The following is a 24,845-nucleotide window of genomic DNA, read 5'->3' on the forward strand; positions in this document are numbered from 1 at the left end:
TCGACGCAGGAGGACCCATGGACACTGCTCCCGCGAACACTGCCTCAGGCCATTGCCTCTGCGGCGACCTGCGCTTCAGCGCGCAGTTGCCTTCGAAATGGATGGCCCACTGCCACTGCACCCTGTGCCAGCGCGCCCACGGCGCCGGCGTGGTCACCTGGGTCGGCTTCGAGGCCCCGCAGGTCCGGATCCACGACCCCGACCGCCGGCTCACCTGGTACGAATCCAGCCCCGGCGCCGAACGCGGCTTCTGCTCGCGCTGCGGCAGCACCCTGTTCTTCCGCTCGCAGAAATGGGCCGGCGAACTGCACATCGTGCGCAGCAACTTCGACACCCCGCTCGACCGCGAGCCGCAGGTGCACGTGTATTACGACACCCACGCCGCCTGGCTGCCCACGGCCGACGACGGGCTGCCGCGCAAGCCGGCGCCGGGCTAGGCCTCGCGGTCCAGTTCGACCGGGTCGAACTGGTCCAGTTCCATCGTGCGCATCTCGGCCGCACGCGGGCCGAAACCGACCAGGGCAATCGCCGCCTCACGCAGAGGCCTTAGCCGCAGGGCCTCGTCCACCGCGCGGTCGTTGATGGCGGCGGTGACGAAACAGCCCAGCCCGCGCTCGGTGGCCGAGAGGTACATGGTCTGCGACAGATGCCCCACGTCCAGGTGCACCACGCGCCAGGCCTTGGCGTGGCGGCGGTATTTCCAGAACAGGCGGTCGAAGCGCGCCGTCATCACCACCATCACCGGCACGTCCTCGAACCAGTCCTGGCCGGCGACGAAGCGGTGCGCCAGGGCCGCGGCGTCCTGGGGCGAAAGCGCCTGCAGCGGCTCGAGCGCATGGCGCATGGACAGGTAGTGGTACAGGCCGGGCGCCAGACCCTCGACCCGCCGCACCAGCACGTAGGCTTCCACCGCGTGCAGGCCACCGCCGGCCGGGCTGGTCTTTTTCACCGCCACGGCGCCGGGCGCCAGGGTGCGCGTGCCCAGAGCGCCCCAGACGCGGCGCAGCATGGTGGAAAAGTCGTCCTGCGCCAGCGTCGCGTTGGCGTCGAAGTTGCGGCAGGTGCGGCGGCGCTGCAGCAGCGCGTCGAAGTCGCTGGCTTCGGCCACCGGCAGCGCCAGCGGCGTCGCCTCGGGCGCGCGCCGGTAGTCGGGTTCGGGCGCGGCGCCGAAGGCGTCCACCATCTGCTGGCTGCTCAGCATCAGGCCCTGTTCGCCGCGGGCCTGGATGTCCAGGTCGCGCCAGCCGCCGTGGGCCTGCGCCATCAGCGCCGGGGTCCACCAGGCGATGTCGCGGGTGGCCTGGTCGCGGTCGCGCCAGCCGGCATGCGCGTCGGCGTCGGAAACCAGCAGGCCCTGCGCCAGCAAGGCCTGCACCGCCGCCTCGCCGTGGGCCTGGTGCAGGGCGCCGGCCTCGGCCCAGTCGTCGCGCGACACCGCCTGCAGCAGCGCCAGCTGGTCCAGGTCCACCGGCACGGGCTCGTCCAGATGGGCCGCGTAGGCCAGCCAGCGCGGCGTGCGGTCCAGGCCGTCGCCGCCGGTGAGCAGGGTCCCGAAAACGAAGCGCGGCTCCTGGTCCAGCTCGACGAACAGGTGCTGGCAACGACGCAACAACATGGGCGGCTCCGGCCACGGACGGGTCCGACAGTATGCGACACTGCCGCCGCGCCCCGGGGGAGCCGGGTGCGCCTTTTAAACGACGCATTTGCGTCACGCCAGGGGAATACCGATGTCCAACACGCTTTCCGACGAAACCGCGGCCAAGCTGCTCGACAAACTCGCCAGCGACGACCAGTTCCGCGACCTGTTCCAGAAGAACCCGCGCCAGGCCCTGGCCGACGTGGGCTACGCCCCGGCCGCCGACGCGTCGGTGAAAGAAGGCCTGTGGAGCTGCCTGTCGGTGTCGAAGCTGGCCGACAAGAAGGACATCGCCGCCAGCCGCGACACCATGCGCCAGCACCTGGCCAGCGCCCAGGCCAGCGCCAATCCGATCACGCTGGAAAACCCGGTCCGCTGATCAGTCGGCGCCGAAGCGGCGCTCGACCACGTCCTGCATTGCCTGCCCGGGCCAGGCCGATTCGAATTCGGCCTGGCGCGCGGCGGCCAGTTCCTTGCGTCCCAGCTGCGTCGCCAGCCGTGCGGCGCTGCCCAGCGCCAGGTTGGACTCGATGATGTTGACCGGCTGCAGGATGTTGAGGCTGTTGAACTCGATGTAGGCCAGCCCCCGGTGGCTGCGCAGCCAGTCGGCCTGCGCCAGCGCGCCCGCGGTGTCGCCGGACGCTTCCAGGGCACGCATGCGCACGGCATGGGCCAGGTACAGTTCCTCCCCGACGGCATTGCGTTTTTCCAGGATCTCCAGGGCGCGCCCGGCATCACCGGACTGCAGGGCAAGTTCGGCGCGCAGCACCCGGGCCATGTCGGCATTGGCGGGGAAACCCTTGAGTTCGGGGTAGCTGTCCACCGCATCCAGCGCTTCGTGGGCGAGGTCGTCGCGACCCTGCCCCGCCGCCATCCAGCCCGCGGCCAGCACATGGAAGACCAGGTGGCGCCGGTCGAAGCGGCTGGCGTCGGCCAGCAGGCCGGCCTGCCCGCGCAGATACGCCGCCAGATCGGTTTCAAAACCCGCGTCCGCGGCATAGCTGCGCAGCCCCAGTTCCAGCCCCTGCGCCACCCACCCGTTCAGGGCGCTGGCCTCCGGGGCCTCCCGCGCCTGGCGCCGGGCTTCGTTGCTCGCCTTTTCCCACTGGCCCTGGTCGAGCGCGAAGCTGATCGCCGGCAGGCGCTGTTCGAAGGCAACGGCGGCCAGGCCGGTATCCGTGCTGCGGCCCAGGATCTTTTGCGCCGGCTCGTAGCGCCGGAGGCTGGCCAGGGCTTCGGCGTGGTGGCGCCGGTCGCCGCCGACCCCCAGGGACTCGGCGCGCTCGAAGGCCGCCAGCGACGCGTCCGTTTCACCCAGTGCCAGGTGCAGGATGCCCTGCAGGTAGGCTGCGCTGGCGCGCCCGGGGTTCTGCTGGGTCACGGCCGGCTCGAGCTGCTCAAGGCTTTCGCGGTAACGCTGCCCGCCGGTCCAGCCGAAGTAGGCGTAGTTGTAATAAGCCCGGTATTCGTCCGGATACATCGCGCTCAGCACGCGCAGCCGGCGCAGCGCGGGATCCGGACCCTCGGGAACCCGGGCCGCGGCGTCCAGGAACAGCGCCTCGCGCTCGCTCAGGTGGCTGCGGTATTTCTGCGCCAGGCCCAGGTAGTGCTCCATGCCCTTGCCGTCGTTGTCCGAGTAACGCAGGAAAGCCATGCGCAGGTAGGCCATGGAAAATTCCGGGTCGCGGCGCACGGCTTCCTCGAACAGGTCCCAGGCGTCCTGGTAACGCCCGTCGTAACGCGCCTTGACGCCCAGGGAGAAGGCCTTGAGGGCCACCAGGTCGTGCGTGGTCGCTTCTTCCAGCGGCTTGGTGGTGGCCGTGATGGACGCCACCGATTCACCCAGGCGCTCACGGGTCTTGGCCAGCGCCTGGTCCATGGCCGGCAGCACGCCGTTCCGGCCCTTGCCTTCACCGAAGGCGCTCGAGACCGTGATGCCGCTGGCGGGTTCGATCAGTTCCAGGCCCACGCGCACCTGGCCGCCCACTTCCGCGACCGTGGGCAGGATGACGGCCTTCGCGCCTTCGCGCAGGGCCAGTTCGACGGCCAACTGGCGGTCAACCGGCTGGCCGCTGCGCTGCATGCGCTGCAGGGCCCGGTCGATCTGCAGGTCGGAAATGAGGTTGACGTGCCGCGACTGCTCCAGGCCGATGCGCAGGGCCACGTCGAGGGATTCGTCGAACAGGTCTTCGCCGGTCTGGTTCTGCACGTCGGCCACGACCACCCAGTCGCGCTCGGCGAAGGCGATGGCGGGTTCGCTTCGGAAGGTACTCCAGAGCAGGCCGGCACCCAGCGCCAGCAAGAGCAGCGCTTCAGCGGCGATGACCGGCGGTCGCCGCCACAGCGGCAGTTCGCGCCAGGCCTTGTCGCCCGACTCGGGGGCGCGCAGCGGCGCGATGCCGGGCTCGCCGACTTCGTGCACCAGCATCGGCGCCGGCACGCCCTTGAAGCGGTAGCGCCCGTGCACCAGCCAGCGCAACCGGCCGGCGCGTTCGCCCAGTTCGCCGGCGGCGCGGTGCGAGAGGTTCTGGGCCATGCCCGACATCAGCACCTGGCCAGGCATGGCCAGGCTCATAAGGCGGGCGGCCACCGGCTTGGCCAGGCCTTCGACCTCGATGGGCTTGGCGCCGGCCTGTACGTCGCGCGGGTGGTTGGCCCAGGTCATCACGTCGCCGACGTGGATGCCGGTGCGGGCGCGCAGCGGAACGCCTTCGGACTTGCCCAGCTCGTGCAAGCCGCGCTGGTAGCGCAATGCGAAGTCCAGGGCCTGGATCGGTCGTTCGAACAACGCCAGCACGCCGTCGGCCTTGTCCACCAGCTGGCCATGGCAAAGCTTCATGGCCTGCAGCAGCAGCTGGTCGTGGCGCTGCATCAAGGTGGCGGTACGGGCGTCTCCCAGGCTTTCGACCAGGGCGGTGGAGCCGACGATGTCGCACACCAGCACCGCGCGCAGCATCGGCCGCACGGCGGGTGCGTCGGAGCGACTGGGGTGGTGGGGGTCCATGGCGTCCATTCTGCTGCCGGCAGGCGTCCTACCCGGGTGAACGCAGGTGTCGCGGCGCGCCGGACAAGATTTATTCGTCCAGCCGCCAGGCGTCCCCGCCCTGGCGCTTGGCGGCGTAAAGGGCGCGATCGGCTTCGCTGTACCAGGCGGCCCAGCCACCGGGGTCGGCGCAGAAGGCACCGCCCACGCTCACGCTCAGCCGCGATTCGCCCAGGCTGGGCAAGCGCAGGCTGCGCACCGCCGCCAGCAGGCCCAGGGCCCGGTTGGCCAGCTCGCCGCGGTCGGCGACCCGCAGCACCAGGGCGAATTCATCGCCACCCAGGCGGCAGGGCAGCTCCAGCGGCCCGGCCATGCGCCGCACTTCCTCGGCGATGGCGCGCAGGGCGGAGTCGCCGGCCAGGTGGCCGCTGCGGTCGTTGATCTGCTTGAAGTGGTCGATGTCCACCAGCAGCAAGGCCAGGCGGTGACCGACCAGGGGCTGGCGGGCGATTTCGTCGAGGTAGCGGTACAGGCCGCGACGATTGGCCAGGCCGGTCAGGTCGTCGCTGCGCACCAGCTGCTGGGCGACGGTGAGTTCGCTGCGGGTCCGGCGCAGGGTGTCGAGCGTCTGCAGCAGGTCTTCGTTGCGACGGCGCAGGCTCTGCACCAGCTGGTGCTCGCCGGCCACCAGGTAGGCGAAGCTGCGGCGCATGAAACGGGCGACGTGCGCCGGCTCCTGGTCGATCAGGGACTGGAAGGCGTCCTGGGTGATTTCGTAAAGCACGCCGGGGGTTTCGGCCACGGCGCGCGCGAAGCGCTGGTGGCGGCCAATGAATACCGCCAGTTCACCGAAGTACTGGCCCGGCCCGAGCACCTTGTCGGCCAGGCCGTCGTCGAAGCACAGGCGCACTTCGCCGGTGTCCACCAGGAACATGCTCTGCGCGTCTTCACCGCGCCGGAACAGTTCCTCGCCCGGCAGCACCGCCCGGCTCACGCCGACCGACGCCAGCACCCGGAATTCCTCGGGTGACAGCTGCGATGGCAGTCGGGCGTCCGCGTCGCTGCCGGTCTGGGCGGCGACGTGGACCGGGTAATCGGTTGGATTCACTGGGAAACTCGACCCTCGGTTGAGGCCGAGTGTAACCGGGTCCGGGCCGCGAATATGCGACCACCTTCAAATCGGGCCGGCCCCGTCCCCTGACAGGGCCGGCCCCGGGATCAGGCGGCGTCCGCCTGGCGCTCCCCCTGGAACTGTTCTTCCTCGGTCGAACCCTTCAGCGCCGTGGTCGAGCTTTGCCCGCCCTGGATGGCCTGGGTGACCGAATCGAAGTAACCGGTGCCGACTTCGCGCTGGTGCTTGACCGCGGTGAAGCCCTTGTCGGCGGCGGCGAACTCCTTCTCCTGCAGCTCGACGAAGGCGGTCATCTGGTTGCGGGCGTAACCGTGCGCCAGCTCGAACATGCCGTAGTTGAGCGCGTGGAAACCGGCCAGGGTGATGAACTGGAACTTGTAGCCCATCGCGCCCAGTTCCTTCTGGAACTTCGCGATGGTGGCGTCGTCGAGGTTCTTCTTCCAGTTGAAGCTGGGCGAGCAGTTGTAGGCCAGCAGCTTGCCCGGGTACTTGGCGTGGATGGCTTCGGCGAACTTGCGCGCGAACTCGAGGTCGGGCTTGCCGGTTTCGCACCACACCAGGTCGGCGTAGGGCGCGTAGGCCAGGCCACGGCTGATGGCCTGGTCGATGCCGTTGCGGGTCTTGTAGAAACCTTCCGGGGTGCGCTCACCAGTGCAGAAGGGCTGGTCGTTCGGGTCGATGTCGCTGGTCAGCAGGTCGGCGGCCTCGGCGTCGGTGCGCGCGACCAGCAGGGTCGGCACGTTCATGACGTCGGCGGCCAGGCGCGCGGCGATCAGCTTCTGCACGGCTTCCTGGGTCGGCACCAGCACCTTGCCACCCATGTGGCCGCACTTTTTCACCGAGGCCAGCTGGTCCTCGAAGTGCACGCCGGCGGCGCCGGCCTCGATCATCGCCTTCATAAGTTCGAAGGCATTGAGCACGCCGCCGAAACCGGCTTCGGCGTCGGCCACGATCGGCTGCAGGAAATCGATGTCGTCCTTGCCTTCGGCGTGGTGCAGCTGGTCGGCGCGCAGCAGCGCGTTGTTGATGCGCTTGACCACCAGCGGCACCGAGTTGGCCGGGTACAGCGACTGGTCGGGGTACATCTCGCCGGCGACGTTGGCGTCGGCCGCGACCTGCCAGCCGCTCAGGTAGATGGCCTTCAGGCCGGCCTTGACCTGCTGCATGGCCTGGTTGCCGGTCAGCGCGCCCAGCGCGTTGACGAAGGGCTCGGTGCCCAGCGACTTCCACAGCTTCTCCGCGCCCAGGCGCGCCAGCGAATGTTCGATGGCCACGGTGCCGCGCAGGCGCACCACCTCTTCGGCGCTGTAGCCGCGCTGGATGCCGGACCAGCGGGCGTCGTTGGCCCACTGCTGCTTGAGTTGTTCGGCGGTCGGGAGGGGCGTGGTCATGGTCGGGTTTCCTTGTTGGATGGGGAGGCGGTTCAAAGGCGTTCGTAGGCGGGCAGGGTCAGGAATTCGACCAGCTCGTCGGCGTGGGTCAGTTCGTCGAGCAGGGCGATGGCCTCGTTGATCTTCGAGCCGCCGGGCAGCTTCATCCGGTCGGCCAGCTTCGACGGCAGCGCCAGCAGCGCGCGGTCGAACAGCGAGAAGTCCACCGGCGTGCCGTCGTCCAGGTGCAGGTGGCGGTTGTGCAGCCACTGCCAGAGCTGGGCGCGGCCGATCTCGGCGGTGGCGGCGTCTTCCATCAGCCAGTGGATGGGCACGCAGCCGTTGCCGTCGAGCCAGGCGGCCAGGTAACGCACGCAGACCTCGACGTTGTTGTCGAAACCGGTGCGGGTGATGGTGCCGATGCTGGGGCGGATAAGGGCGTCACGGGTCACCTGCACGTCCTCGCGGCGCGTGTCGTGCTGGTTCGGGCCGGGCATGCCGGCGTCGAAGATGGCGCGTGCCACCGGGATGAGCGCCGGGTGCGCGACCCAGGTGCCGTCGTGGCCGGCGTCCACTTCGCGCTGCTTGTCGGCGCGCACGCGGGCGATGGCTTCTTCGTTGGCGATCGGGTCGCCGGCGATCGGGATCTGCGCCGCCATGCCGCCCATCGCGTGGGCGCCGCGGCGGTGGCAGGTCTGCACCAGCAGCTCCGAATAGGCCTTCAGGAAGGGCTGGGTCATGCCCACCTGGCCACGCTCGGGCAGCACGCGGTCGCGGTGCCGGCGGAAGACCTTGAGGTAGCTGAAGATGTAGTCCCAGCGGCCGCAGTTCAGGCCGACGATGCGGCTGCGCAGCGCGTGCAGGATTTCGTGCATCTCGAAGGCCGCCGGCAGGGTCTCGATGAGCACGGTGACCTTCATGCAGCCCGCGGGCAGGCGCAGGCGCGCCTCGATCCACGACAGCACGTCTTCCCACAGCGCCGCTTCTTCCATGCACTCGAGCTTGGGCAGGTAGAAATAGGGGCCGCGGTCGCGGGCCTGCAGCACGGTGGCATTGAGGAAGGCGAACAGGCACAGGTCGAACAGGCTGGCCGACAGGCGCTCGCCGTCCACCAGCACGTGCTTTTCGTCCAGGTGCCAGCCGCGCGGGCGCACGATCAGGGTGGTGGTCGAGGTCGGGTCGAGCACGTAGTGCTTGCTGCCGTCCGGCGCCATCCAGTCCAGGGTGCCGTTGGTGGCCTTGCGCAGGGCGCGCTGGCCGACCAGCAGGTTTTCCCAGGTGGGGCTGGTGGAATCCTCGAAGTCGGCCATGTAGCAGCTGGCGCCCGAGTTGAGCGCGTTGATCACCATCTTGGGTTCGACCGGTCCGGTGATCTCGATCCGGCGGTCGAGCAGCGCCGCCGGGATCGGGGCCACGGTCCAGTCGCCCTCGCGGATGGCGCGGGTGTCTTCGCGGAAGTCCGGCAGTTCACCGGCGTCGAAGCGTTCCTGGCGCTGGCGGCGGGCCGCCAGGCGTTCCTGGCGCCGGCCTTCGAAGGTCCGGTGCAGTTCAACCAGGAACTCCAGGGCGGCCGGGCCGAGCAGGTCTTCCTGGCCCGCCAGGCGCGGGCCGGCCAGGACCAGGGGGGAAAGGGTGCGTGCCGCGTCGCCTGCCATGGGAACTCTCCGGGTTCGGAATCTGGACTCGACCCTAGGCCCGCGGAGCTGACTTTGACAAAACAAATGTTTTGATACTTGGTATAAGCTCAGCTTATACACAACTGGAAACAGCCACTTATGGCCGAGCGCAAGCCCCGTTTTTATTACAAGGGCGACCGTCTCAAGCCCGTGCGGGCCTTCTGCCAGGTCGCGCGCCTGGGCTCGGTGACCCGGGCGGCCGAAGCCCTGTTCCTGAGCCAGCCGGCCGTGACCCTGCAGGTGCAGGCCCTGGAGCGGGAATTGGGTACACCGCTTTTTGAGCGCATCGGCCGGCGTTTCAGCCTGACCCGCGAGGGCCAGCTGCTTTACGACCTGGCCCGGCCCCTGGTCGAGGGCCTGGACGGCCTGGAGGCCGAGTTCCGCAGTAAGATCAAGGGCTTGAAGGCCGGCGAGCTGCATGTGGCGGCCGGCAGTTCGACCATCCTCTACCTGCTGCCGACCCTGGTGCAGGCCTTCCGGGAACAACACCCGGAGGTGCAGCTGGTGCTGCACAACGTCACCGGCCAGGACGGCCTGGGCCTGCTGCGCTCGGACGGCGTGGACCTGGCCGTGGGCTCGATGCTGGACGTGCCCACCGACCTGGCCTACGAGCCGGTGTACTCCTTCGACCCGATGCTGATCTGCCCGCCCGGCCACCCGCTGGCGGACAAGCCCGACCTGCGGCTGGAGGATCTATCGCCCTATGGCCTGATCCTGCCGCCGCGGCGCCTCACCACCTACCGGCTGGTGGACCTGGTGTTCCAGCAGCAGCGGGTGCCCTACACGGTGGCCCTGGAAGTGGGCGGCTGGGAGGTGATCAAGCAGTACGTGGCCATGGGCCTGGGCATCAGCATCGTCACCAGCATCTGCCTGACCGACGCCGACCAGCAGCGGCTGGTGGCCCGCAGCCTCGCCGACTATTTCCCGCCGCGCAGCTACGGCGTGGTCATGCGCAAGGGCAAGTACCTGAGCCCGCAGGCGCGCGACTTCGTCGACCTGGTGAAACCGGGCCTGTTCCAGCGCCGCGATTATTTCGACTCGGGGCACTCCGAGCGCTGAGCACCCAGCGCCTGCGCGGCCGCGGCGACGTCACCGCCCGACGGCGCCTGGAAGGCCCGCAGGCCGAACTCCGGCAGGATCGCCAGCAGGTGGTCGAAGATGTCGGACTGGATGTCCTCGTACTCGTTCCAGGCCGTGGTGGCGGTGAAACAGTAGATCTCGATCGGCAGGCCCTGCGGGCCCGGGTCGAGCTGGCGCACCAGCAGGGTCATGTCGTCGCGGATGCCCTTGTGCGCCTGCAGGTAGGCGCGGGCATAGGCGCGGAAGGTGCCCAGGTTGGTGAGCCGGCGCAGGTTCACCGGCGCCTTGCCCTGGCGCTGGGCGTTCCACTCGGCCAGCTCCGACGCCTTCTTCTCGAGATAGGGCTGCAGCAGCACGAAACGCGACAGCCCTTCGCGCTCCTCGTTGTCCAGGTAACGCACCGTGCCCTGGTCGATCGGCAGCGCCCGCTTGATGCGGCGGCCACCGGACTCGCTCATGCCGCGCCAGTTCTTGAAGCTGTCGGCGATCAGCGCATGCGTGGGGATGGTGGTGATGGTCTTGTCCCAGTTCTGCACCTTCACCGTGTGCAGGGCGACGTCGATGACGTCGCCGTCGGCGCCGTAGCGGGGCATCTCGATCCAGTCGCCCACGCGCACCATGTCGTTGGACTGGATCTGCACGCTCGCCACCAGCGACAGGATGGTGTCCTTGAACACCAGCATCAGCACCGCCGTCATGGCGCCGAAGCCCGACAGCAGCAGCAGCGGCGACTTGTCCACCAGCACCGCGATGATCAGCACCACCGCCAGCACGAACAGCACGATCTTGGCCACCTGCAGGTAACCCTTGATCGGCCGGCTGCGCGCGCGCTCCGGGTCGTGGGCCTCGTAGATGTCCTGCAGGCTGGCCAGGAAGGCGCTGATCGCCTGCGCCGCGGTGAGCACGACATAGGCAGCGGCGACGTTGCGCACCACCTCCACCGCACCCTCGGGCAGGTTCGGCACCAGCGGCACGCCCAGGTAGATGACCACGGCCGGCACCGCGTGGGCCAGGCGCGCGATGACGCCGCGCGCCAGCAGCGCGTCGTCCCACTTCACCGACGAAGCCTCCACCATGCGCACCAGCACGCGCAGCAGCAGGCGCTGGGTCAGCTGGTCGGCCAGCCAGGCCAGCAGCAGCAGGAACACGGCGACGGTGGTCGTATGCATCCAGGGATGCGCGGTGAGCTGGTCGTACGTGCTGTAGATGACATCCATCGGCCCAGTCTAACCAGCGCCGAGGCACCACCCAAGTTGGCGGGCGCGACGCTGGCCTACAGCGTGTCGCGGTTCTTTCCGACGTGCGGCCGGTAGATCTCGCGTATGCGGGCCATGTCGGCCGCCTGGTCGTCGCTCAGGTGCACGAGTGGTCCAAGGCCGATCGTGCGCGTGGGGTAGTGGAACCAGGCGCAGAAAACCGGAACCTCCGCGCGCCGGGCGATTTTCCAGAAACCGGTCTTCCACTGCTGCACGCGCTTGCGCGTGCCCTCCGGGGCCAGCACGAAATACATGCGCTCGGCGCCGCGGATCCGCTCGACGGTCTGGTCGACCAGGCCACCCGGTGCACTGCGGTTGACCGGCAGGCCGCCGAGCTTGCGCAGCAGCCAGCCGAGCGGGCCGCGAAACAGTTCGGCCTTGGCGATGAAGCTGATGTCCACGCCCATCGCCAGCTTGGCGGCCAGGCCCCAGTACGCGTCCCAGCCCGAGGAGTGCGGCGCGGCGATCACCACCAGGCGCGGGTCGGGCGGGAAGTCGCCCTCGATCGTCCAGCCGCCCAGGCGCAGCAGGGTCCGGCCGAACCAGCGGCTGAAGCGACCGCCGCTTCGCGGGGCCTGCGCCGGCAGCACCGGGACCCGGGTCATTCGCGCTCCCAGCGCGACACGCTGCGCTGCCGCTTGACCGTGGCGCGTTCGCGCTTGGCGCCCAGCCGGCGCTCCTTCGAGCCTTTGGTCGGCTTGGTGGCGATGCGCTTCTTGGGCGCCACGGTGGCGGCCGCCACCACGGCCGCCAGGCGCTCGCGGGCGTCTTCACGGTTGCGGTCCTGGGTGCGGAAACGCTGGGCGCTGAGCACCAGCACGCCCTCGGCGGTGATGCGCCGGTCGCGGCGGGCCAGCAGGCGCGCGCGCACCGCCTCGGGCAGGGACGGTGAATTGGCCACGTCGAAGCGCAGCTCGACAGCGGTCGACACCTTGTTCACGTTCTGGCCGCCCGGCCCGCCCGAGCGCACGAAACGCTCGACCAGTTCGTCGTCGGGAATGGCGAGGGTGGGCGTGACCTGCAGCATGGCGCGGATTGTACCCGCCGGCCCGGTACAATCGGCGCCCTCATGCATGACCTCAACCCCCCCCAGAAAGAAGCGGTCGCCTACACGGCGGGCCCCCTGCTGGTGCTGGCCGGCGCCGGCAGCGGCAAGACCCGCGTCATCACCGAAAAGATCGCCCACCTGGTCGGCAGCGGCCAGCGCGAGGCCCGGCACATCGCCGCGATCACCTTCACCAACAAGGCCGCGCGCGAAATGCGCGAGCGCGTCGCCAAACGCATCAAGGGCGAGGCCGCCGAAGGCCTGACGGTCACCACCTTCCATTCGCTGGGCCTGCGCTTCCTGCAGATCGAACACGACCGGGCCGGCCTGCGCCGGGGTTTTTCGATCTTCGACGCCGACGACCAGATGTCGATCATCAAGGACCTCTCGCCCCAGGGCCTGAAGAACGACGCCCTGTATGCCCTGCAGAACCTGATCAGCGCCGCCAAGAACAATGCACTGACCCCCGAGCAGGCCGCCGAGGCCGCGCGCAGCGTGCGCGAACGCGAGGCGGCGGCGCTGTACGCGCGCTACCAGGCCCGGCTGCAGGCCTTCAACGCGGTGGACTTCGACGACCTGATCCGGCTGCCGCTGCAGCTGCTCGAAGCCGAACCCGACCTGGCCGCCGGCTGGCGCGAGCGCATCCGCTACCTGCTGGTGGACGAATGCCAGGACACCAATGGCGCCCAGTACCGCCTGCTCAAGCAGCTGGCCGGCCCCAAGGGCAACATGACCTGCGTGGGCGACGACGACCAGTCCATCTACGCCTGGCGCGGCGCCCAGCCGGAAAACCTGGAGCTGCTGGCCCAGGACTACCCGGCGCTGAAGGTGATCAAGCTCGAGCAGAACTACCGCTGCTCGGGCCGCATCCTGCGCTGCGCCAACACCCTGATCGAAAAGAACCCGCACAAGCACCTCAAGCAGCTCTGGAGCCAGCACGGCGACGGCGAGCCGGTGCGGGTCTGGCAGTGCCGCAACTCCGAGCACGAAGCCGAACGCATCGCCGCCGAAATCCACTACCTCAAGCAGGCCAAGGAAATCCCCTGGGGCGAGTTCGCCATCCTGTTCCGCGGCAACCACCAGTCGCGGCCGCTGGAAAAGGCCCTGCAGCTGCTGCGCATCCCCTACCACCTCACCGGCGGCACCGCCTTCCTGGACCGCGCCGAGGTGAAGGACCTGCTGAGCTGGCTGCGCGTGCTGGCCAACCCCGACGACGACACCGCCTTCCTGCGCGCGATCGCCGCGCCCAAGCGTGAGGTCGGCGCGACCACGCTGGAAAAGTTGGCGGGCATGGCGCAAACCGCCGGCATGCCGCTGTCGCGGGCAGCCGGCCAGATCGGTTTCCTCAAGCAGCTGACGCCGCGCGCCGCCGCTGGCCTGGACGAGTTCACCCGCATCGTCGAATCGCTGCGTGACGATTCCCAGCGCCTGACCCCGGCCGAACTGGTGCCGGTGCTGGCCGAGCGCAGCGGCCTGCTGGGCATGGTGCGCAGCCAGTGCAAGGACGAAGCCGGCTTCCTGCGCCGCAAGGCCAACCTCGACGAACTGGCCTCGTGGTTCGAAGGCGCCCGCGGCGGCGGCCCCGGCGAACTGGCCGCACAGCTGGCCCTGCTGTCGAACGCCGACCGCGGCGAACCGGGCAACGCAGTGCGCCTGATGAGCCTGCACGCGGCCAAGGGCCTGGAGTTCCGCGCGGTGTTCGTGGTCGGCTGCGAAGACGGCAACCTGCCGCACGAAGCCAGCGTCGAGGAAGGTGGTCTCGAGGAAGAACGCCGGCTGATGTACGTCGGCATCACCCGTGCCAAGGAACGCCTGTACCTGTCGCACAGCGCCGAGATCAAACGCTGGGGCGCGCTTGAACACCTGCTGCCCAGCCGCTTCCTGGACGAACTGCCCGCGGCCGACCTGCTGCGCGACGGCAGCGACCCTGAGCGCGAAACCGCCGAAAAGAAACAGCGCGGCCGCGCCCACATGGACGCCATCGCCGCCCTCTTCAACGACTGAAACGACGCCGTCGCAGGCGCCGGGTAGAATCGGCCGCCTTCGAAAAAGGAACCCGCCGATGACCCGCTTGCGCACCCTGTCGCTGTCTGCCCTCGTCCTGGCCCTGGCCGCCTGCCAGACCACGCCGGGCCGCGCGCCGGTCGAAGCCCCGGCACCGGGACCGACCCCGGTCGCCGCCGGCCCGGCCGCCGACGACAACCTGAACGCCGTGGCCTGGGTGCAGACCGCCGAGGAATATGCGCTGATCAACCGCCAGACCTTCCTGGCCGCGGCCAAGGAGCTCGACCGGGCCATCACCACCCCCGGCTGGGACGCGCTGGTGCCCGCCGAGCGCGCCAACCCCGCCGACGGCCTGCCGCCCGCGGTCATCGTCGACATCGACGAAACCGTGCTCGACAACTCGCCCTACCAGGCCCGCCTGGTGCGCGACGGCGGCAGCTACAACGAAGTCACCTGGGACGCCTGGGTGCGCGAGGAGGCCGCGCGGCCGGTGCCGGGCGCGCTGGAATTCGCCAAGGCCGCGCACGCCCGCGGCGTGACCCTCTTCTACGTCTCCAACCGCGCCGCCCACCTCAACGAAGCCACCGTCGCCAACCTCAAGGCGGTGGGCTTCCCGATCGACTCCGACGCCCAGTTCCTGGGCCTGGGCTTTTACGTCGAAGGCTGCGAGCAGCACGGCTCGGAGAAGGGCTGCCGCCGCCAGCACGTCGGCCGCACGCACCGGGTGCTGATGCAGTTCGGCGACCAGATCGGCGACATGGTCAGCATCGAGGCCAACACCCCCGCAGGCCGCAAGCAGGCCCTGCAGCCCTACCTGGCCTGGTTCGGCGAACGCTGGTTCGTGCTGCCCAACCCGACCTACGGCAGCTGGGAGCCGTCCTTGTTCAACAATGCCTGGGAGCTGCCGGAGGCCGAGCGCCGCCAGCGCAAGCTCGACGCCCTCAACTACGCCGAACGCCCATGATCCCTGTCCGCGATCGCCTCATCTTCGCACTCGACGTCCCCACGGCCGCCGAAGCCTCCGCCTGGGTCGACCGCCTGGGCGATTCGGTCGGCTTCTACAAGATCGGCATGGAGCTGCTGACCAGCGGCGACTACTTCCGGGTGCTCGAGGACCTGGCCGGCCGCGGCAAGCAGGTGTTCGTGGACCTGAAGTTCCACGACGTGCCGGCCACCGTCGCCGCGACCATCCGCGGCCTGCGCCGCTACCCGGTGTCGCTGTGCACCATCCACGGTCAACATAGCGCCATGATGCAGGCTGCTTCGCAGGAGAAGGGCGATATTCGGCTCCTTGCGGTCACCGTGCTCACGTCCATGGATCGCAGCGATCTTCGGCAAATGGGCATCGATCGTGAGCCTTCCGAGGTCGTGGTCGAGCGCGCCCTGGCGGCGAAGGCGGCCGGCTGCGACGGGGTCATCGCCTCCGGCCAGGAAGCCGGCGCCATCCGCCGGGCCGCGGGCCCGGGTTTCCTGGTGGTCTGCCCCGGCATCCGGCCCGCCGGCCCCGCCGGCGACGACCAGAAGCGCACGGTGGACGTGGCCACGGCCTTCGCGGCGGGCGCCGACTACATCGTCGTCGGCCGGCCGATCCGCAACGCCACCGACCCGGTGGCCGCCGCCGAGACGATCCAGGCGCAGGTGCACCAGGCCCTGGGGGCCGCGGAAAACGGGCTCTGAACACCCGATCTGGTAGATTCGGCCGCCAATCCCGACGGTATCCACGCCGCATGATCCGATTCCCGAACCTCCGGGCCTTCGCCGCCCTGCTGCTGATCGCGCTCGCCCTGGTCGCCTGCCGCCGGGACCCGCCGGTCGAGGACGCCTCGACCGTGCCCGGCAGCCCGGTCGCGGCCATCGAGGCCCAGGCACAGGCGCTGCGCGACAACGACCTGGTGCGCTGGTCCCGGCTGGGCCTGCCGCCCGAGCTGCACGCGCGCACCGAAGCCCTGTGGAATCGCCGCCTGGCCGAAGCCGGCCCGCCCGACCCGGAGGAAGCCCGCGAGTACGCCGACATGATGTCGCGGCTGATGGCCCCGGATGCCGAACAGGCCCTGATGCGCGACATCGAGCCCAAGCTGTCCGAGTTCGAAACCGAGATCGCCGGCCAGTGGCCGCTGATGCAGGCCACGGCCGCCATCTTCCTCAACGCCGCGATCGAGGCCAATACCGAGCTCAGTGCGGCCGAGAAGTCCCATGGCCAGGAGCTGGTGTCCGCCCTGCTGGACTGGGCCCAGCCGGCGCTCTTCACCGACCGCGCCCGTGCCCGCCAGGCGGTCGCCGCGCTCAGCGCCACCGCCCGGGAACTCGACCTGCCGACCCTGGAAGATGCCCGCGCGCTGGAAATGATGCCGGCGATGGAAAAGGGCGGCGTCGCCCTGGTCGGCATCAAGCAGGCGGCCCAGGCCTACGGCATGGACCTGGACGCGTCCCTGGACGGCGTCGAGGCCGACCTGGTGTCGCGCGAAGGCGACCAGGCCCGCGTGAAGGTCACCTACCCGCTGCTCGGCGAAACGATCAGCTTCGAAATGGACATGCAGCGCGTGGGCGAAGGCTGGTACAGCGCCGACGCCATCCGCCAGGCCGAAGCCGACCTGGCCGAAGCCGGCCCGGACACCGCCGTGACGCCATCGGCCGCCCCCGACGCGGAGCCCGCGACCACGGGCGCCGGCAGCGCCGACTGAGCCAGCACGCATGGACGCCGTCAACACGCCCACGCCGGGCCAGCCTCCTCGTCCGAGCGGCAAGCCGCCGCTCTGGGCGCGCTTCATCGAATCGCTGCTCAAACCCTGGATCGAGATCAAGCGCGAGCCCGCCGAGGCGCCCTTCGATCTCGACCGGCCGATCTGTTACGTCATCGAGAACTACGGGCTCTCGAACACCCTGATCCTCGACCGCGCCTGTCGCGAGGCCGGCCTGCCGTCGCCGCTGGCGGCGCTGCCGGGCGACCCGCTGGGCCGCAAGCGCGCCTACGTGGCGCTCTCGCGCCGCCGCGCCGGCATGTTCGGGCGGCCGCGCAACCGCAGCCATTCCGACGCCCTCTCGCGCCTGCTCATGGCGCACCGCCTCTACCCCGACCAGGACGTGCAGCTGGTGCCGGTGTCGATCTTCGTCGGCCGTGCGCCGGCGCGGCAGTCGGGCTGGTTCTCGGTGCTGTTCTCGGAGAACTGGGCGCTGGTGGGCCGCTTCCGCCGGCTGCTGGCGATCCTGCTCAACGGCCGCGACACGGTGGTGCAGTTCTCGCCGGGCGTGCGGGTCTGGGAAATCCTGGGCGACGACATGCCGCACGAGCGCCAGGTGCGCAAGGTCAGCCGGGTGCTGCGCGCGCATTTCCGGCGCATCAAGACCGCGGTCATCGGTCCGGACCTGTCCACCCGCCGCCTGCTGGTCGATCGCGTGCTCGACGCCGAACCGGTGCGCAAGGCGATCACCGACCAGGCCCGCCGCGACGGCACCGAATACCTCGACGCCTGGAAGAAGGCGCACGGGTTCGCCTGGGAAATCGCCGCCGACTATTCCAATCCCGTGGTGCGTTCGGCCTCGTTCGCGCTCACCGGCTTCTGGAACCGCATCTACGACGGCTTGAACGTGCACCACATGGACACGCTCAAGCAGGTCGCGCCCGGGCACGAGGTGATCTACGTGCCCTGCCACCGCAGCCACATGGACTACCTGCTGCTGAGCTACCTGCTCTACAGCCGCGGCGTGGTGCCGCCGCACATCGTGGCGGGCGTCAACCTCAACATGCCGGTGCTGGGGCCGATCCTTCGCCGCGGCGGTGCCTTCTTCATCCGCCGCTCGATCAAGGGCAATGCGCTGTACGCGGCGGTGCTGGGCGAATACGTGGCGCAGCTGGTGTCGGAAGGTTTCTCGCTGGAATATTTCATCGAAGGCGGCCGCTCGCGCACGGGCCGGCTGCTGCCGCCCAAGGGCGGCATGATCGTGATGACGCTCAAGGCGTTCCTGCGCGCGCCGCGCCGGCCGGTGGTGTTCCAGCCGGTCTACATCGGCTACGAAAAGCTGATCGAGGGCAAGAGCTACCTCGACGAGCTCACCGGCCAGCCCAAGGAAAAGGAAACCATCTGGGCCCTGCTCAAGGCCGCCGCCGGCATCCTTCGCCAGCACTACGGCAAGGTGGCGGTGAACTTCGGCGAGCCGATCTTCCTGGACCAGGTGCTGGCCGTGCACGCGCCGGACTGGCGCGAGCGAAACGCCGCCAACCCGGATGAAAAACCGGCCTGGCTCAACACCGCCGTCGAGGACATCGCCAACCGCATCCAGGTCAACATCAACCGCGCGGCCGACGTGAACCCGGTGAACCTTCTGGCGCTGGCGCTGCTGGCCACGCCCAAGCACGCCATGTCCGAAGCCGACCTGCTGGCGCAGCTGGCCCTGTACAAGAAGCTGCTGGCGTCGCTGCCTTACTCCGACCGCGTCACGGTCACCGAACTCGACCCGGCCGAAATCATCGCCTATGGCGAGAAGATCGGCGTGCTGACCCGCACCGACCATCCCCTGGGCGCGGTGCTCAGCGTCGAAGGCGAGACCGCGGTGCTGCAGAGTTATTTCCGCAACAACGTTCTGCACCTGTTCGCGGCGGCGTCCTGGGTGGCGCTGTGTTTCCAGAACAACCGGCGCATGAGCCGCTCCGGCCTGCTGCGCCTGGGCCGCACGATCTATCCGTTCGTGCAGGAGGAATTGTTCCTGCCCTGGGACGCCGATGGTTTCGTCAAGCGCCTGGAAGCCACGGTGGACCTGTTCGTTGCCGAGGGCCTGCTGACCATGGCCAGCGAGGACGACGGCGGTTACCTGTCGCGTGGCCCCGGGCAGACCGACGAGGTGTTCCGCCTGCGCGCGGTGGCCCACAGCCTCCAGCAGGCTTTCGAGCGGTATTTCATCGCCATCACCACCCTGGTCAAGAACGGGCCACGCACGCTCAGCTCGGGTGAGCTCGAGACCCTGTGCCAGCTCACCGCCCAGCGCCTGAGCCTGCTCTACGCGCCGGCGGCGCCGGAGTTCTTCGACAAGACCCTGTTCCGTGGCTTCATCCACAAGCTGCGCGAAATGAAGCTGGTCTGGATCGCCGACAACGGCAAGCTCGATTTCGACGAGCCGCTGATGGCCTGGGAGAAGGACGCCAAGGTGGTGCTGGGCCGCGACCTGCGCCACACCATCGCCAAGCTGTCGCCCGAGGCGGTGAGCAAGGTGGCCAAGTCGCGCGGCGACGAGCAGGCGCCGGCCTGAGGCCGGCACCGCGGGGACGGCCAGGCAGGTTCAGGCGTCGAGGTCGGGGATAAGCCGGCTTTCGAGCGCGATGATCATGTCCTTGATGCGCAGCTTGCGCTTCTTCAGGCGCTTGAGCGTCAGCTCGTCGGCGTCGCGGTCCACCGACAGGCGTGCGATGGCCTCGTCGAGGTCGCGGTGTTCAACCCGCAACTCGACCAGCTGGGCGGTGATCCTGGCGGGATCTTCGGTGGCCATGCGCTCTCCCGGTTCCCCGCTAGCCTAGCGCTCCGGCGGGCCGGGCGACAGGGGTAGAATGTGCGACCGTTTCGCCATCGTTGCCAAGCCCGCCATGTCCCTGGTCCTGCACGATCCGCTGCCCCGCCAGCCGACGCCCGAAGGCGTCGCGCGCCGGCAGGCGCATGAGCGCGCCAAACTGGCCAAGCGCCTGCGCCGGCAGGTCGGCCAGGCCATCGCCGACTACGGCATGATCGAGGACGGCGACAAGGTCATGGTCTGCCTGTCCGGCGGCAAGGACAGCTACGCAATGCTCGACCTTCTGCTGCAGCTTCAGCAGAAGGCGCCGGTGCGTTTCGAACTGGTGGCGGTGAACCTGGACCAGAAGCAGCCTGGGTTTCCGGAACATGTGCTGCCCGACTACCTGCGTTCGGTCGGCGTGCCCTTCACCATCCTCGAGCAGGACACCTATTCGGTGGTCAAGCGCGTCGTTCCCGAGGGCAAGACGATGTGCTCGCTGTGCTCGCGCCTGCGCCGCGGCGCGCTGTACCGGCATGCGAAGGAAAACGGCTTCAGCAAGATCGCCCTCGGCCACCACCGCGACGACCTGCTGGCCACGTTCTTCATGAACCTGTTCTTCCACGCCAAGCTGGCCACCATGCCGCCCAAGCTGCTCAGCGACGACGGCGAGCACGTGGTCATCCGTCCGCTGGCGACCTGCCGCGAGGCCGACCTGGTGGCCTACGCCGACGCCAAGCAGTTCCCGATCATTCCCTGCACCCTGTGCGGCTCGCAGGAAAACCTGCAGCGCAAGCAAGTCGGGCGCATGCTGGCCGCCTGGGAAAAGGAAAGCCCCGGCCGCATCGAAACCATCGCCCGCGCCCTGGCCGACGTGCGCCCCGCGCAGCTGGCCGACCCGGCGCTGTTCGACTTCGCGGCGCTCGGACGCCACGGCGACGGCCCGCTGCCCGACGCCAGGGCCTGGCTCGCCGTCGGCCCGACCGAGCCCGACGAAGACCACCCCTGACCCCGCATTTCTTGCTTTGGAGTTTTGATGTTTTTTCGCAACCTCACGTTCTTCCGTTTTCCGACCACCCTCGCCAAGACCCTCGACGACCTCGACGCCCGCCTGGAAGAGTGCAAGCTCAAGCCGGTCGGCCCGTCCGAGCTGATGTCGCGCGGCTTCGTCTCGCCCTTCGGCCGTGACGGCGCGACCATGAGCCACCGCGTCGGCGATGCCGTCTGGATCACCCTGGGCGGCGAAGACCGTCTGCTGCCTTCGGCCGTCATCAACGACCAGCTGGGCCGCAAGCTCGCCGAGATCGAGGAGAAGGAAGGCCGCCGCCTGGGTGGCCGCGCCCGCAAGCGCCTGAAGGAAGACATCGTGCTCGAACTGCTGCCGCGCGCCTTCGTGCGGCCGGTGCGCTGCTCGGCCACGCTCGACCTTGAGCACGGCTTCATCGCCGTGGACACCAGCTCGCGCAAGACCGCCGAGAACCTGGTATCGGAGCTGCGCCACGCCCTGGGCAGCTTCCCGGCCCTGCCCCTGAACGCCGAAGCCTCGGTGCGCGCCATCCTCACCGGCTGGCTGGCCGGTGAAGCGCTGCCGCCGGGCCTGGCCCTGGGCGACGAATGTGAGCTCAAGGACCCGGTGGACGGCGGCGCCGTCGTGCGCTGCAGCCGCCACGAACTGCAGGTGGACGAGATCCGCCAGCACCTCGAAGCCGGCAAGCAGGTCACGCGCCTGGCCCTGGTGCTCGACGACCACGTCGGCTTCGTGCTCGGCGAAGACCTGGTGCTGCGCAAGCTCAAGTTCCTCGACGGCGCCGTCGACCAGCTCGAGGGCACCGAAACCGAAGGCGTGGCGGCTGAACTCGACGCCCGTTTCGCGCTGATGTCCGGTGAACTCAAGCGCCTGTTCGCGGTGCTCGAGCCGGCGCTGAAGTTCAGCCGCGCCGACGCCTGACGTCGGCAGGCCGGGCCGCGGCGCGGTAGATTGTCGCCATGTTCCTGCGAACCAAGCGCCCCGCCCCGCCAGCGACCGAAATCCGGCCGCTGGCGCTGGCCGACGGCCGCGAGGTGCCGGTGCGCTGGGTGCGCGACCGGCGCGCGCGCCGGCTGCGCCTGATCGTCTCCGACAAGGGCGCGCGCCTGACCTTGCCCACCGTGGCGTCGGTGCGAATGGCCGAAGCCTTCCTGCACGAACACCGCGACTGGCTGGCCGAGCAGCTCGAGCGCCAGCACCCCGACGACGCCCCGCTGTTCGGCCGCGACTGGGCCGGGCCCCTGCCCCTGCGTGGCACGCACGCGCCGCTGGCCTGGCGCGAGGGCCGTTTCGCGCGTGCCACGCTGACCGAACACGGCATCGAAGTGCAGCTGCCCGAGCGCGCCGACGACCGCCGCGCCCGCGCCGCGCTGCGCGACTTCTACCTGCAGCAGGCGCGCACCGACCTGGGCACCTGGCTGCCGCGTTACCTGCCGGCCCTGCCGCGGCCGCCGGCGTCGCTGCGCCTGCGGGCGCTGTCCTCGCTGTGGGGCTCGCTCAGTCCCGGCGACGCCGTGTCGCTGGACCTGGCGCTGGTGCTGGGCCGCCCCTCGGCCTTTGAATACGTGCTGGTGCACGAGCTTTGCCACCTGTTGCACGCCGACCATTCGCCGCGCTTCTGGCGCGAGGTGGAAGCGCGCTGGCCCCGCTGGCGCGACGAACGCGACTACCTGCGCGGGGAAGGTTTGGCCTTGAAGGCGACACTGGCGCGTTTGACCCGGTAAGCCCTTTCCGGGGAGCCACCTTGGCCCCGTCCACCCGCCGCCTGCTTCCCGCCTGCCTCGCCGCCCTGCTTTGCTGCGCCTGCGGCGGCACGCCCGACAGTGCGCCCGGGACCCTGGTGGAAGAGGCGCTTGAAGCCAACGCCCGCCAGCAGGCCGCGGACGGCCAGGCCGCCGTCGGCGAACGTACGCTCACCCTGGAAACCGAGGCCGGCATCTACCGCGCCACCAGCGGCGACAACCTGGCCCTGCCGGAGGACTTCCCCGACGACGTGTCGCTGCCGCGGGATGCCAGCATCACCAGCGCCACCCGACTGGGGGCGACGGTCTCTCTGGGCGTGCACAGCCCGCGCGGCCTGGCGATGGTTTTCGAGGAATTCCGGAAGGCCCAGCGGGCGGCCGGCTGGACCGAGGTGACGGTGCAGGCCGACGCCACCGTGCGCGTGGCCGGCTTCGACAAGGACAGCCGGCACCTGGAGGCCGATTTCGTCGAAGAAACCGGCGGCGGCACCACGCTGGCGCTGACCGTCGGCCCGGCGGGCGACTAGTCGCGCAGGAAGCCCAGCAGGGCCCCGGCCACGGCCTCGGGCTGTTCCATGTGCAGGTGATGGCCACCCGGCAGTACCACCACGCTGGCCTCGCGCAGGCAGGCCAGGCGTCCTTCGCGCACCTCGGGCGTGAAATAAGGCGGCGACGGATCGGCCGCGACCACCCGCACCGGTGCTTCTATCGCCTGCAGCATGGCCCGGATGGTGGTTTCGTCCATGCGCACGTGGCCGGGCCAGGTCAGGCGCGGGTCGCTGCGCCAGGCGTAACCACCGTCGACCTCGCGCAGGTTGCGCTGCACGATCAGCCGCGCCGCTTCGGGCGACATGCGGCTGGCGGCCAGCCGCGCGGCCACGGCGGTGTCGACGTCGGGCAGGACGCGCGGGGCACGCGGAGGTTTGCCGCGGCGCGCGGCGACGGCGTCGCGGAGCCGTTCACCGGCCTTGGCCGGGTCGCCCGCCACCGGACCCAGGGCTTCGACCAGGGCGAGACGGCGAACCCGCGCGGGCGCGGCGGCGGCCAGCACGCAGGCGATGGCGCCGCCCATGGAATGACCCAGCAGGTCGGCCCGCGGCCAGTCCAGGGAATCGAGCGCGTCGAGCACGTCGTGCAGCCAGTCGGCGAAGGCGTAGTCGTAACCCGGCGCACGATGCGAGGAACCGCCGTGGCCGGGCAGGTCCAGCGCCACCCAGTCGAAGGCGGCCAGGTGCGGCGCCAGCGGCAGGAAGCTGGCGGCGTTGTCGAGCCAGCCGTGCAGGCAGAGCAGCTTCGGGCCGGCGGGGTTGCCGCCGCGCAGCGCGGCCAGGGGCCCGCGCGCGGTCTGTAGCTCGATGTCCTGCATCAGTGCGGCCAGCCCTGCAGGTGCCGGCGCGCCAGCGCCGACAGGGCCGCCACGTGCCCGGGTTCATCGTTGAGCGCGCTGATGTAGCGCAGCGCTTCGCCGCCGGCGGCGCGGAAGACTTCGTCGTTTTCGACGGCGATTTCCTCCAGGGTTTCCAGGCAGTCGCTGGCAAAGCCCGGGCAGACCACGTCCAGGGTCTTCACCCCGTCGCGGCCCAGGGCCTCCAGGGTCTTGTCGGTGTAGGGCTGCAGCCATTCCTCGCGGCCGAAACGCGACTGGTAGGTCAGCAGCCACTGCTCGTCGGCCAGCTCCAGCCGGGTCGCCAGGGCGCGGGCACCGGCCTCGCATTGGCGTGGGTAGGGATCGCCGGCGGTTTCAAAGCGTTTGGGCAGCCCGTGGAAGGACATCACCAGGCGGTCGGCGCGGCCGTGCAGGTCCCAGTGCGCGCGCACGCGCGCCTCGAGCGCGTCCAGCCAGCCGGCATCGACGTGGTAGTCGGCGATGAAACGCAGCTCCGGCGGGCGCCGCCAGGTCGCCAGCTCGGCGTTGACCGCGTCCATCACCGCGGCCGTCGTCGAGGCGGAGAACTGCGGGTACAGCGGCAGCACCAGCAGCCGATGCATGCCCTCGGCCTGCAGCTGGCGCAGCACGTCGGGTATGGACGGGTTGCCGTAGCACATGGCCAGGCGCACCTGCACGTCGGGCAGGGCGTGCTGCATCTGCCTGGCCAGGCGCTGGCCGTAAACCAGTAGCGGCGATCCGTCCTGCATCCACACCGACGCGTAGTTTCGCGCGACCCGCGGCGAGCGCAGCGGCAGGATCACGAAGTGCAGCAGCGGGCACCAGATCCAGCGGCTCAGCTCGACCACCCGGTGGTCGTGCAGGAACTGCGCAAGGTAACGACGCACGGCCGCCGGCGTCGGCGCGTCGGGCGTGCCCAGGTTGACCAGCAGCAGCGCCGTGCGGCCGGAGCCGGGCGCGGGAACGGGGGCGTCGAGGTAGGGTTTCATGCGGGGCGGTGATTGTGTGCTTCGCGCAACTTATCATCCGCAG

23 protein-coding genes are annotated in these 24,845 nt (G+C 69.9%); 12 read left to right on the forward strand and 11 right to left on the reverse strand.

What is annotated here, in order from left to right; all coding sequences use genetic code 11:
* The first annotated feature begins 17 nt into the window (after positions 1-17).
* On the forward strand, positions 18-437 hold the full coding sequence (locus tag ACYVJH_RS09810; RefSeq protein WP_460454463.1) for a GFA family protein: 420 nt from the start codon (positions 18-20) through the stop codon (positions 435-437).
* Here ACYVJH_RS09810 and ACYVJH_RS09815 read toward each other — a convergent pair.
* Positions 434-1,615: a putative peptide maturation dehydrogenase gene (locus ACYVJH_RS09815; RefSeq protein ID WP_460454464.1), complete on the reverse strand. Its 1,182-nt coding sequence runs from the start codon at positions 1,613-1,615 to the stop codon at positions 434-436. The genes ACYVJH_RS09810 and ACYVJH_RS09815 overlap by 4 nt on opposite strands.
* Positions 1,616-1,727: 112 nt before the next feature.
* Here ACYVJH_RS09815 and ACYVJH_RS09820 point away from each other — a divergent pair, with 112 nt between their 5' ends.
* Positions 1,728-2,015, forward strand: coding sequence for an NHLP-related RiPP peptide (locus ACYVJH_RS09820; RefSeq protein ID WP_460454465.1), 288 nt, complete (start codon positions 1,728-1,730; stop codon positions 2,013-2,015).
* Here ACYVJH_RS09820 and ACYVJH_RS09825 read toward each other — a convergent pair whose 3' ends face one another.
* The 4 genes from ACYVJH_RS09825 to aceB all read right to left on the reverse strand — a co-directional run bounded on the left by ACYVJH_RS09825 (position 2,016) and on the right by aceB (position 8,776).
* Positions 2,016-4,640 carry a putative peptide modification system cyclase gene (locus ACYVJH_RS09825; RefSeq protein WP_460454466.1) on the reverse strand — a complete coding sequence of 875 codons (2,625 nt, stop codon included), beginning with the start codon at positions 4,638-4,640 and terminating at the stop codon, positions 2,016-2,018.
* Between the two features lie 70 nt (positions 4,641-4,710).
* Positions 4,711-5,727, reverse strand: a complete 1,017-nt coding sequence (locus tag ACYVJH_RS09830) for a GGDEF domain-containing protein (protein WP_460454467.1) — start codon at positions 5,725-5,727, stop codon at positions 4,711-4,713.
* Between the two features lie 110 nt (positions 5,728-5,837).
* Complete coding sequence (aceA, locus tag ACYVJH_RS09835) at positions 5,838-7,142, reverse strand: isocitrate lyase (RefSeq protein ID WP_460454468.1); 1,305 nt, start codon at positions 7,140-7,142, stop codon at positions 5,838-5,840.
* Positions 7,143-7,174: 32 nt separating this feature from the next.
* Entirely contained in the window at positions 7,175-8,776 is a 1,602-nt protein-coding gene (gene aceB, locus ACYVJH_RS09840; protein WP_460454469.1) for a malate synthase A, read from the reverse strand.
* Between the two features lie 120 nt (positions 8,777-8,896).
* Here aceB and ACYVJH_RS09845 point away from each other — a divergent pair, with 120 nt between their 5' ends.
* Entirely contained in the window at positions 8,897-9,856 is a 960-nt protein-coding gene (locus tag ACYVJH_RS09845) for a LysR family transcriptional regulator (protein WP_460454470.1), read from the forward strand.
* Here the strand turns inward: ACYVJH_RS09845 and ACYVJH_RS09850 are convergent.
* The 3 genes from ACYVJH_RS09850 to arfB are packed head-to-tail and all read right to left on the reverse strand — an operon-like array spanning position 9,826 to position 12,160.
* A complete protein-coding gene (locus ACYVJH_RS09850) occupies positions 9,826-11,094 on the reverse strand; it encodes a mechanosensitive ion channel family protein (RefSeq protein WP_460454471.1) in 1,269 nt (422 codons plus the stop codon). The two genes, ACYVJH_RS09845 and ACYVJH_RS09850, sit on opposite strands and share 31 nt — an antisense overlap.
* Positions 11,095-11,150: 56 nt before the next feature.
* Positions 11,151-11,738 (reverse strand): lysophospholipid acyltransferase family protein, encoded by a 588-nt coding sequence (locus tag ACYVJH_RS09855; protein ID WP_460454472.1) that lies wholly within the window; start codon positions 11,736-11,738, stop codon positions 11,151-11,153.
* A complete protein-coding gene (gene arfB, locus ACYVJH_RS09860; protein ID WP_460454473.1) occupies positions 11,735-12,160 on the reverse strand; it encodes an alternative ribosome rescue aminoacyl-tRNA hydrolase ArfB in 426 nt (141 codons plus the stop codon). The genes ACYVJH_RS09855 and arfB overlap by 4 nt, the downstream gene beginning before the upstream one ends.
* A 42-nt stretch (positions 12,161-12,202) precedes the next feature.
* Between arfB and ACYVJH_RS09865 the strand changes: the two genes are divergently transcribed.
* Genes ACYVJH_RS09865 through plsB form a run of 5 tightly spaced genes read left to right on the forward strand, consistent with a single transcriptional unit; the run spans position 12,203 to position 19,423 of the window.
* Positions 12,203-14,182, forward strand: a complete 1,980-nt coding sequence (locus ACYVJH_RS09865) for a UvrD-helicase domain-containing protein (RefSeq protein ID WP_460454474.1) — start codon at positions 12,203-12,205, stop codon at positions 14,180-14,182.
* A gap of 58 nt (positions 14,183-14,240) precedes the next feature.
* On the forward strand, positions 14,241-15,146 hold the full coding sequence (locus tag ACYVJH_RS09870) for a 5'-nucleotidase, lipoprotein e(P4) family (protein WP_460454475.1): 906 nt from the start codon (positions 14,241-14,243) through the stop codon (positions 15,144-15,146).
* On the forward strand, positions 15,143-15,859 hold the full coding sequence (gene pyrF, locus ACYVJH_RS09875) for an orotidine-5'-phosphate decarboxylase (protein ID WP_460454476.1): 717 nt from the start codon (positions 15,143-15,145) through the stop codon (positions 15,857-15,859). Before ACYVJH_RS09870 ends, pyrF begins: the two co-directional genes overlap by 4 nt.
* 50 nt (positions 15,860-15,909) lie before the next feature.
* Positions 15,910-16,863 (forward strand): hypothetical protein, encoded by a 954-nt coding sequence (locus tag ACYVJH_RS09880; protein WP_460454477.1) that lies wholly within the window; start codon positions 15,910-15,912, stop codon positions 16,861-16,863.
* 10 nt (positions 16,864-16,873) lie between these two features.
* On the forward strand, positions 16,874-19,423 hold the full coding sequence (gene plsB, locus ACYVJH_RS09885; protein WP_460454478.1) for a glycerol-3-phosphate 1-O-acyltransferase PlsB: 2,550 nt from the start codon (positions 16,874-16,876) through the stop codon (positions 19,421-19,423).
* Positions 19,424-19,453: 30 nt separating this feature from the next.
* Here plsB and ACYVJH_RS09890 read toward each other — a convergent pair whose 3' ends face one another.
* Positions 19,454-19,660, reverse strand: coding sequence for a YdcH family protein (locus tag ACYVJH_RS09890; RefSeq protein ID WP_460454479.1), 207 nt, complete (start codon positions 19,658-19,660; stop codon positions 19,454-19,456).
* A gap of 58 nt (positions 19,661-19,718) precedes the next feature.
* On the opposite strand from ACYVJH_RS09890, the gene ttcA reads away from it, so the two are divergent.
* The 4 genes from ttcA to ACYVJH_RS09910 are packed head-to-tail and all read left to right on the forward strand — an operon-like array spanning position 19,719 to position 22,953.
* Complete coding sequence (gene ttcA, locus ACYVJH_RS09895) at positions 19,719-20,666, forward strand: tRNA 2-thiocytidine(32) synthetase TtcA (RefSeq protein ID WP_460454480.1); 948 nt, start codon at positions 19,719-19,721, stop codon at positions 20,664-20,666.
* Positions 20,667-20,693: 27 nt separating this feature from the next.
* Positions 20,694-21,605, forward strand: a complete 912-nt coding sequence (locus tag ACYVJH_RS09900; protein ID WP_460454481.1) for a recombination-associated protein RdgC — start codon at positions 20,694-20,696, stop codon at positions 21,603-21,605.
* A 38-nt stretch (positions 21,606-21,643) separates the two neighbouring features.
* Positions 21,644-22,408 (forward strand): YgjP family zinc-dependent metalloprotease, encoded by a 765-nt coding sequence (locus tag ACYVJH_RS09905; protein WP_460454482.1) that lies wholly within the window; start codon positions 21,644-21,646, stop codon positions 22,406-22,408.
* Positions 22,409-22,428: 20 nt separating this feature from the next.
* Positions 22,429-22,953, forward strand: a complete 525-nt coding sequence (locus tag ACYVJH_RS09910; RefSeq protein WP_460454483.1) for a hypothetical protein — start codon at positions 22,429-22,431, stop codon at positions 22,951-22,953.
* Here ACYVJH_RS09910 and ACYVJH_RS09915 read toward each other — a convergent pair.
* Complete coding sequence (locus ACYVJH_RS09915; RefSeq protein WP_460454484.1) at positions 22,950-23,792, reverse strand: alpha/beta fold hydrolase; 843 nt, start codon at positions 23,790-23,792, stop codon at positions 22,950-22,952. The genes ACYVJH_RS09910 and ACYVJH_RS09915 overlap by 4 nt on opposite strands.
* Positions 23,792-24,802: a ferrochelatase gene (gene hemH / locus ACYVJH_RS09920; protein ID WP_460454485.1), complete on the reverse strand. Its 1,011-nt coding sequence runs from the start codon at positions 24,800-24,802 to the stop codon at positions 23,792-23,794. The genes ACYVJH_RS09915 and hemH overlap by 1 nt, the downstream gene beginning before the upstream one ends.
* Positions 24,803-24,845 lie beyond the last annotated feature (43 nt).

This window comes from Arenimonas aestuarii, from assembly GCF_054781715.1.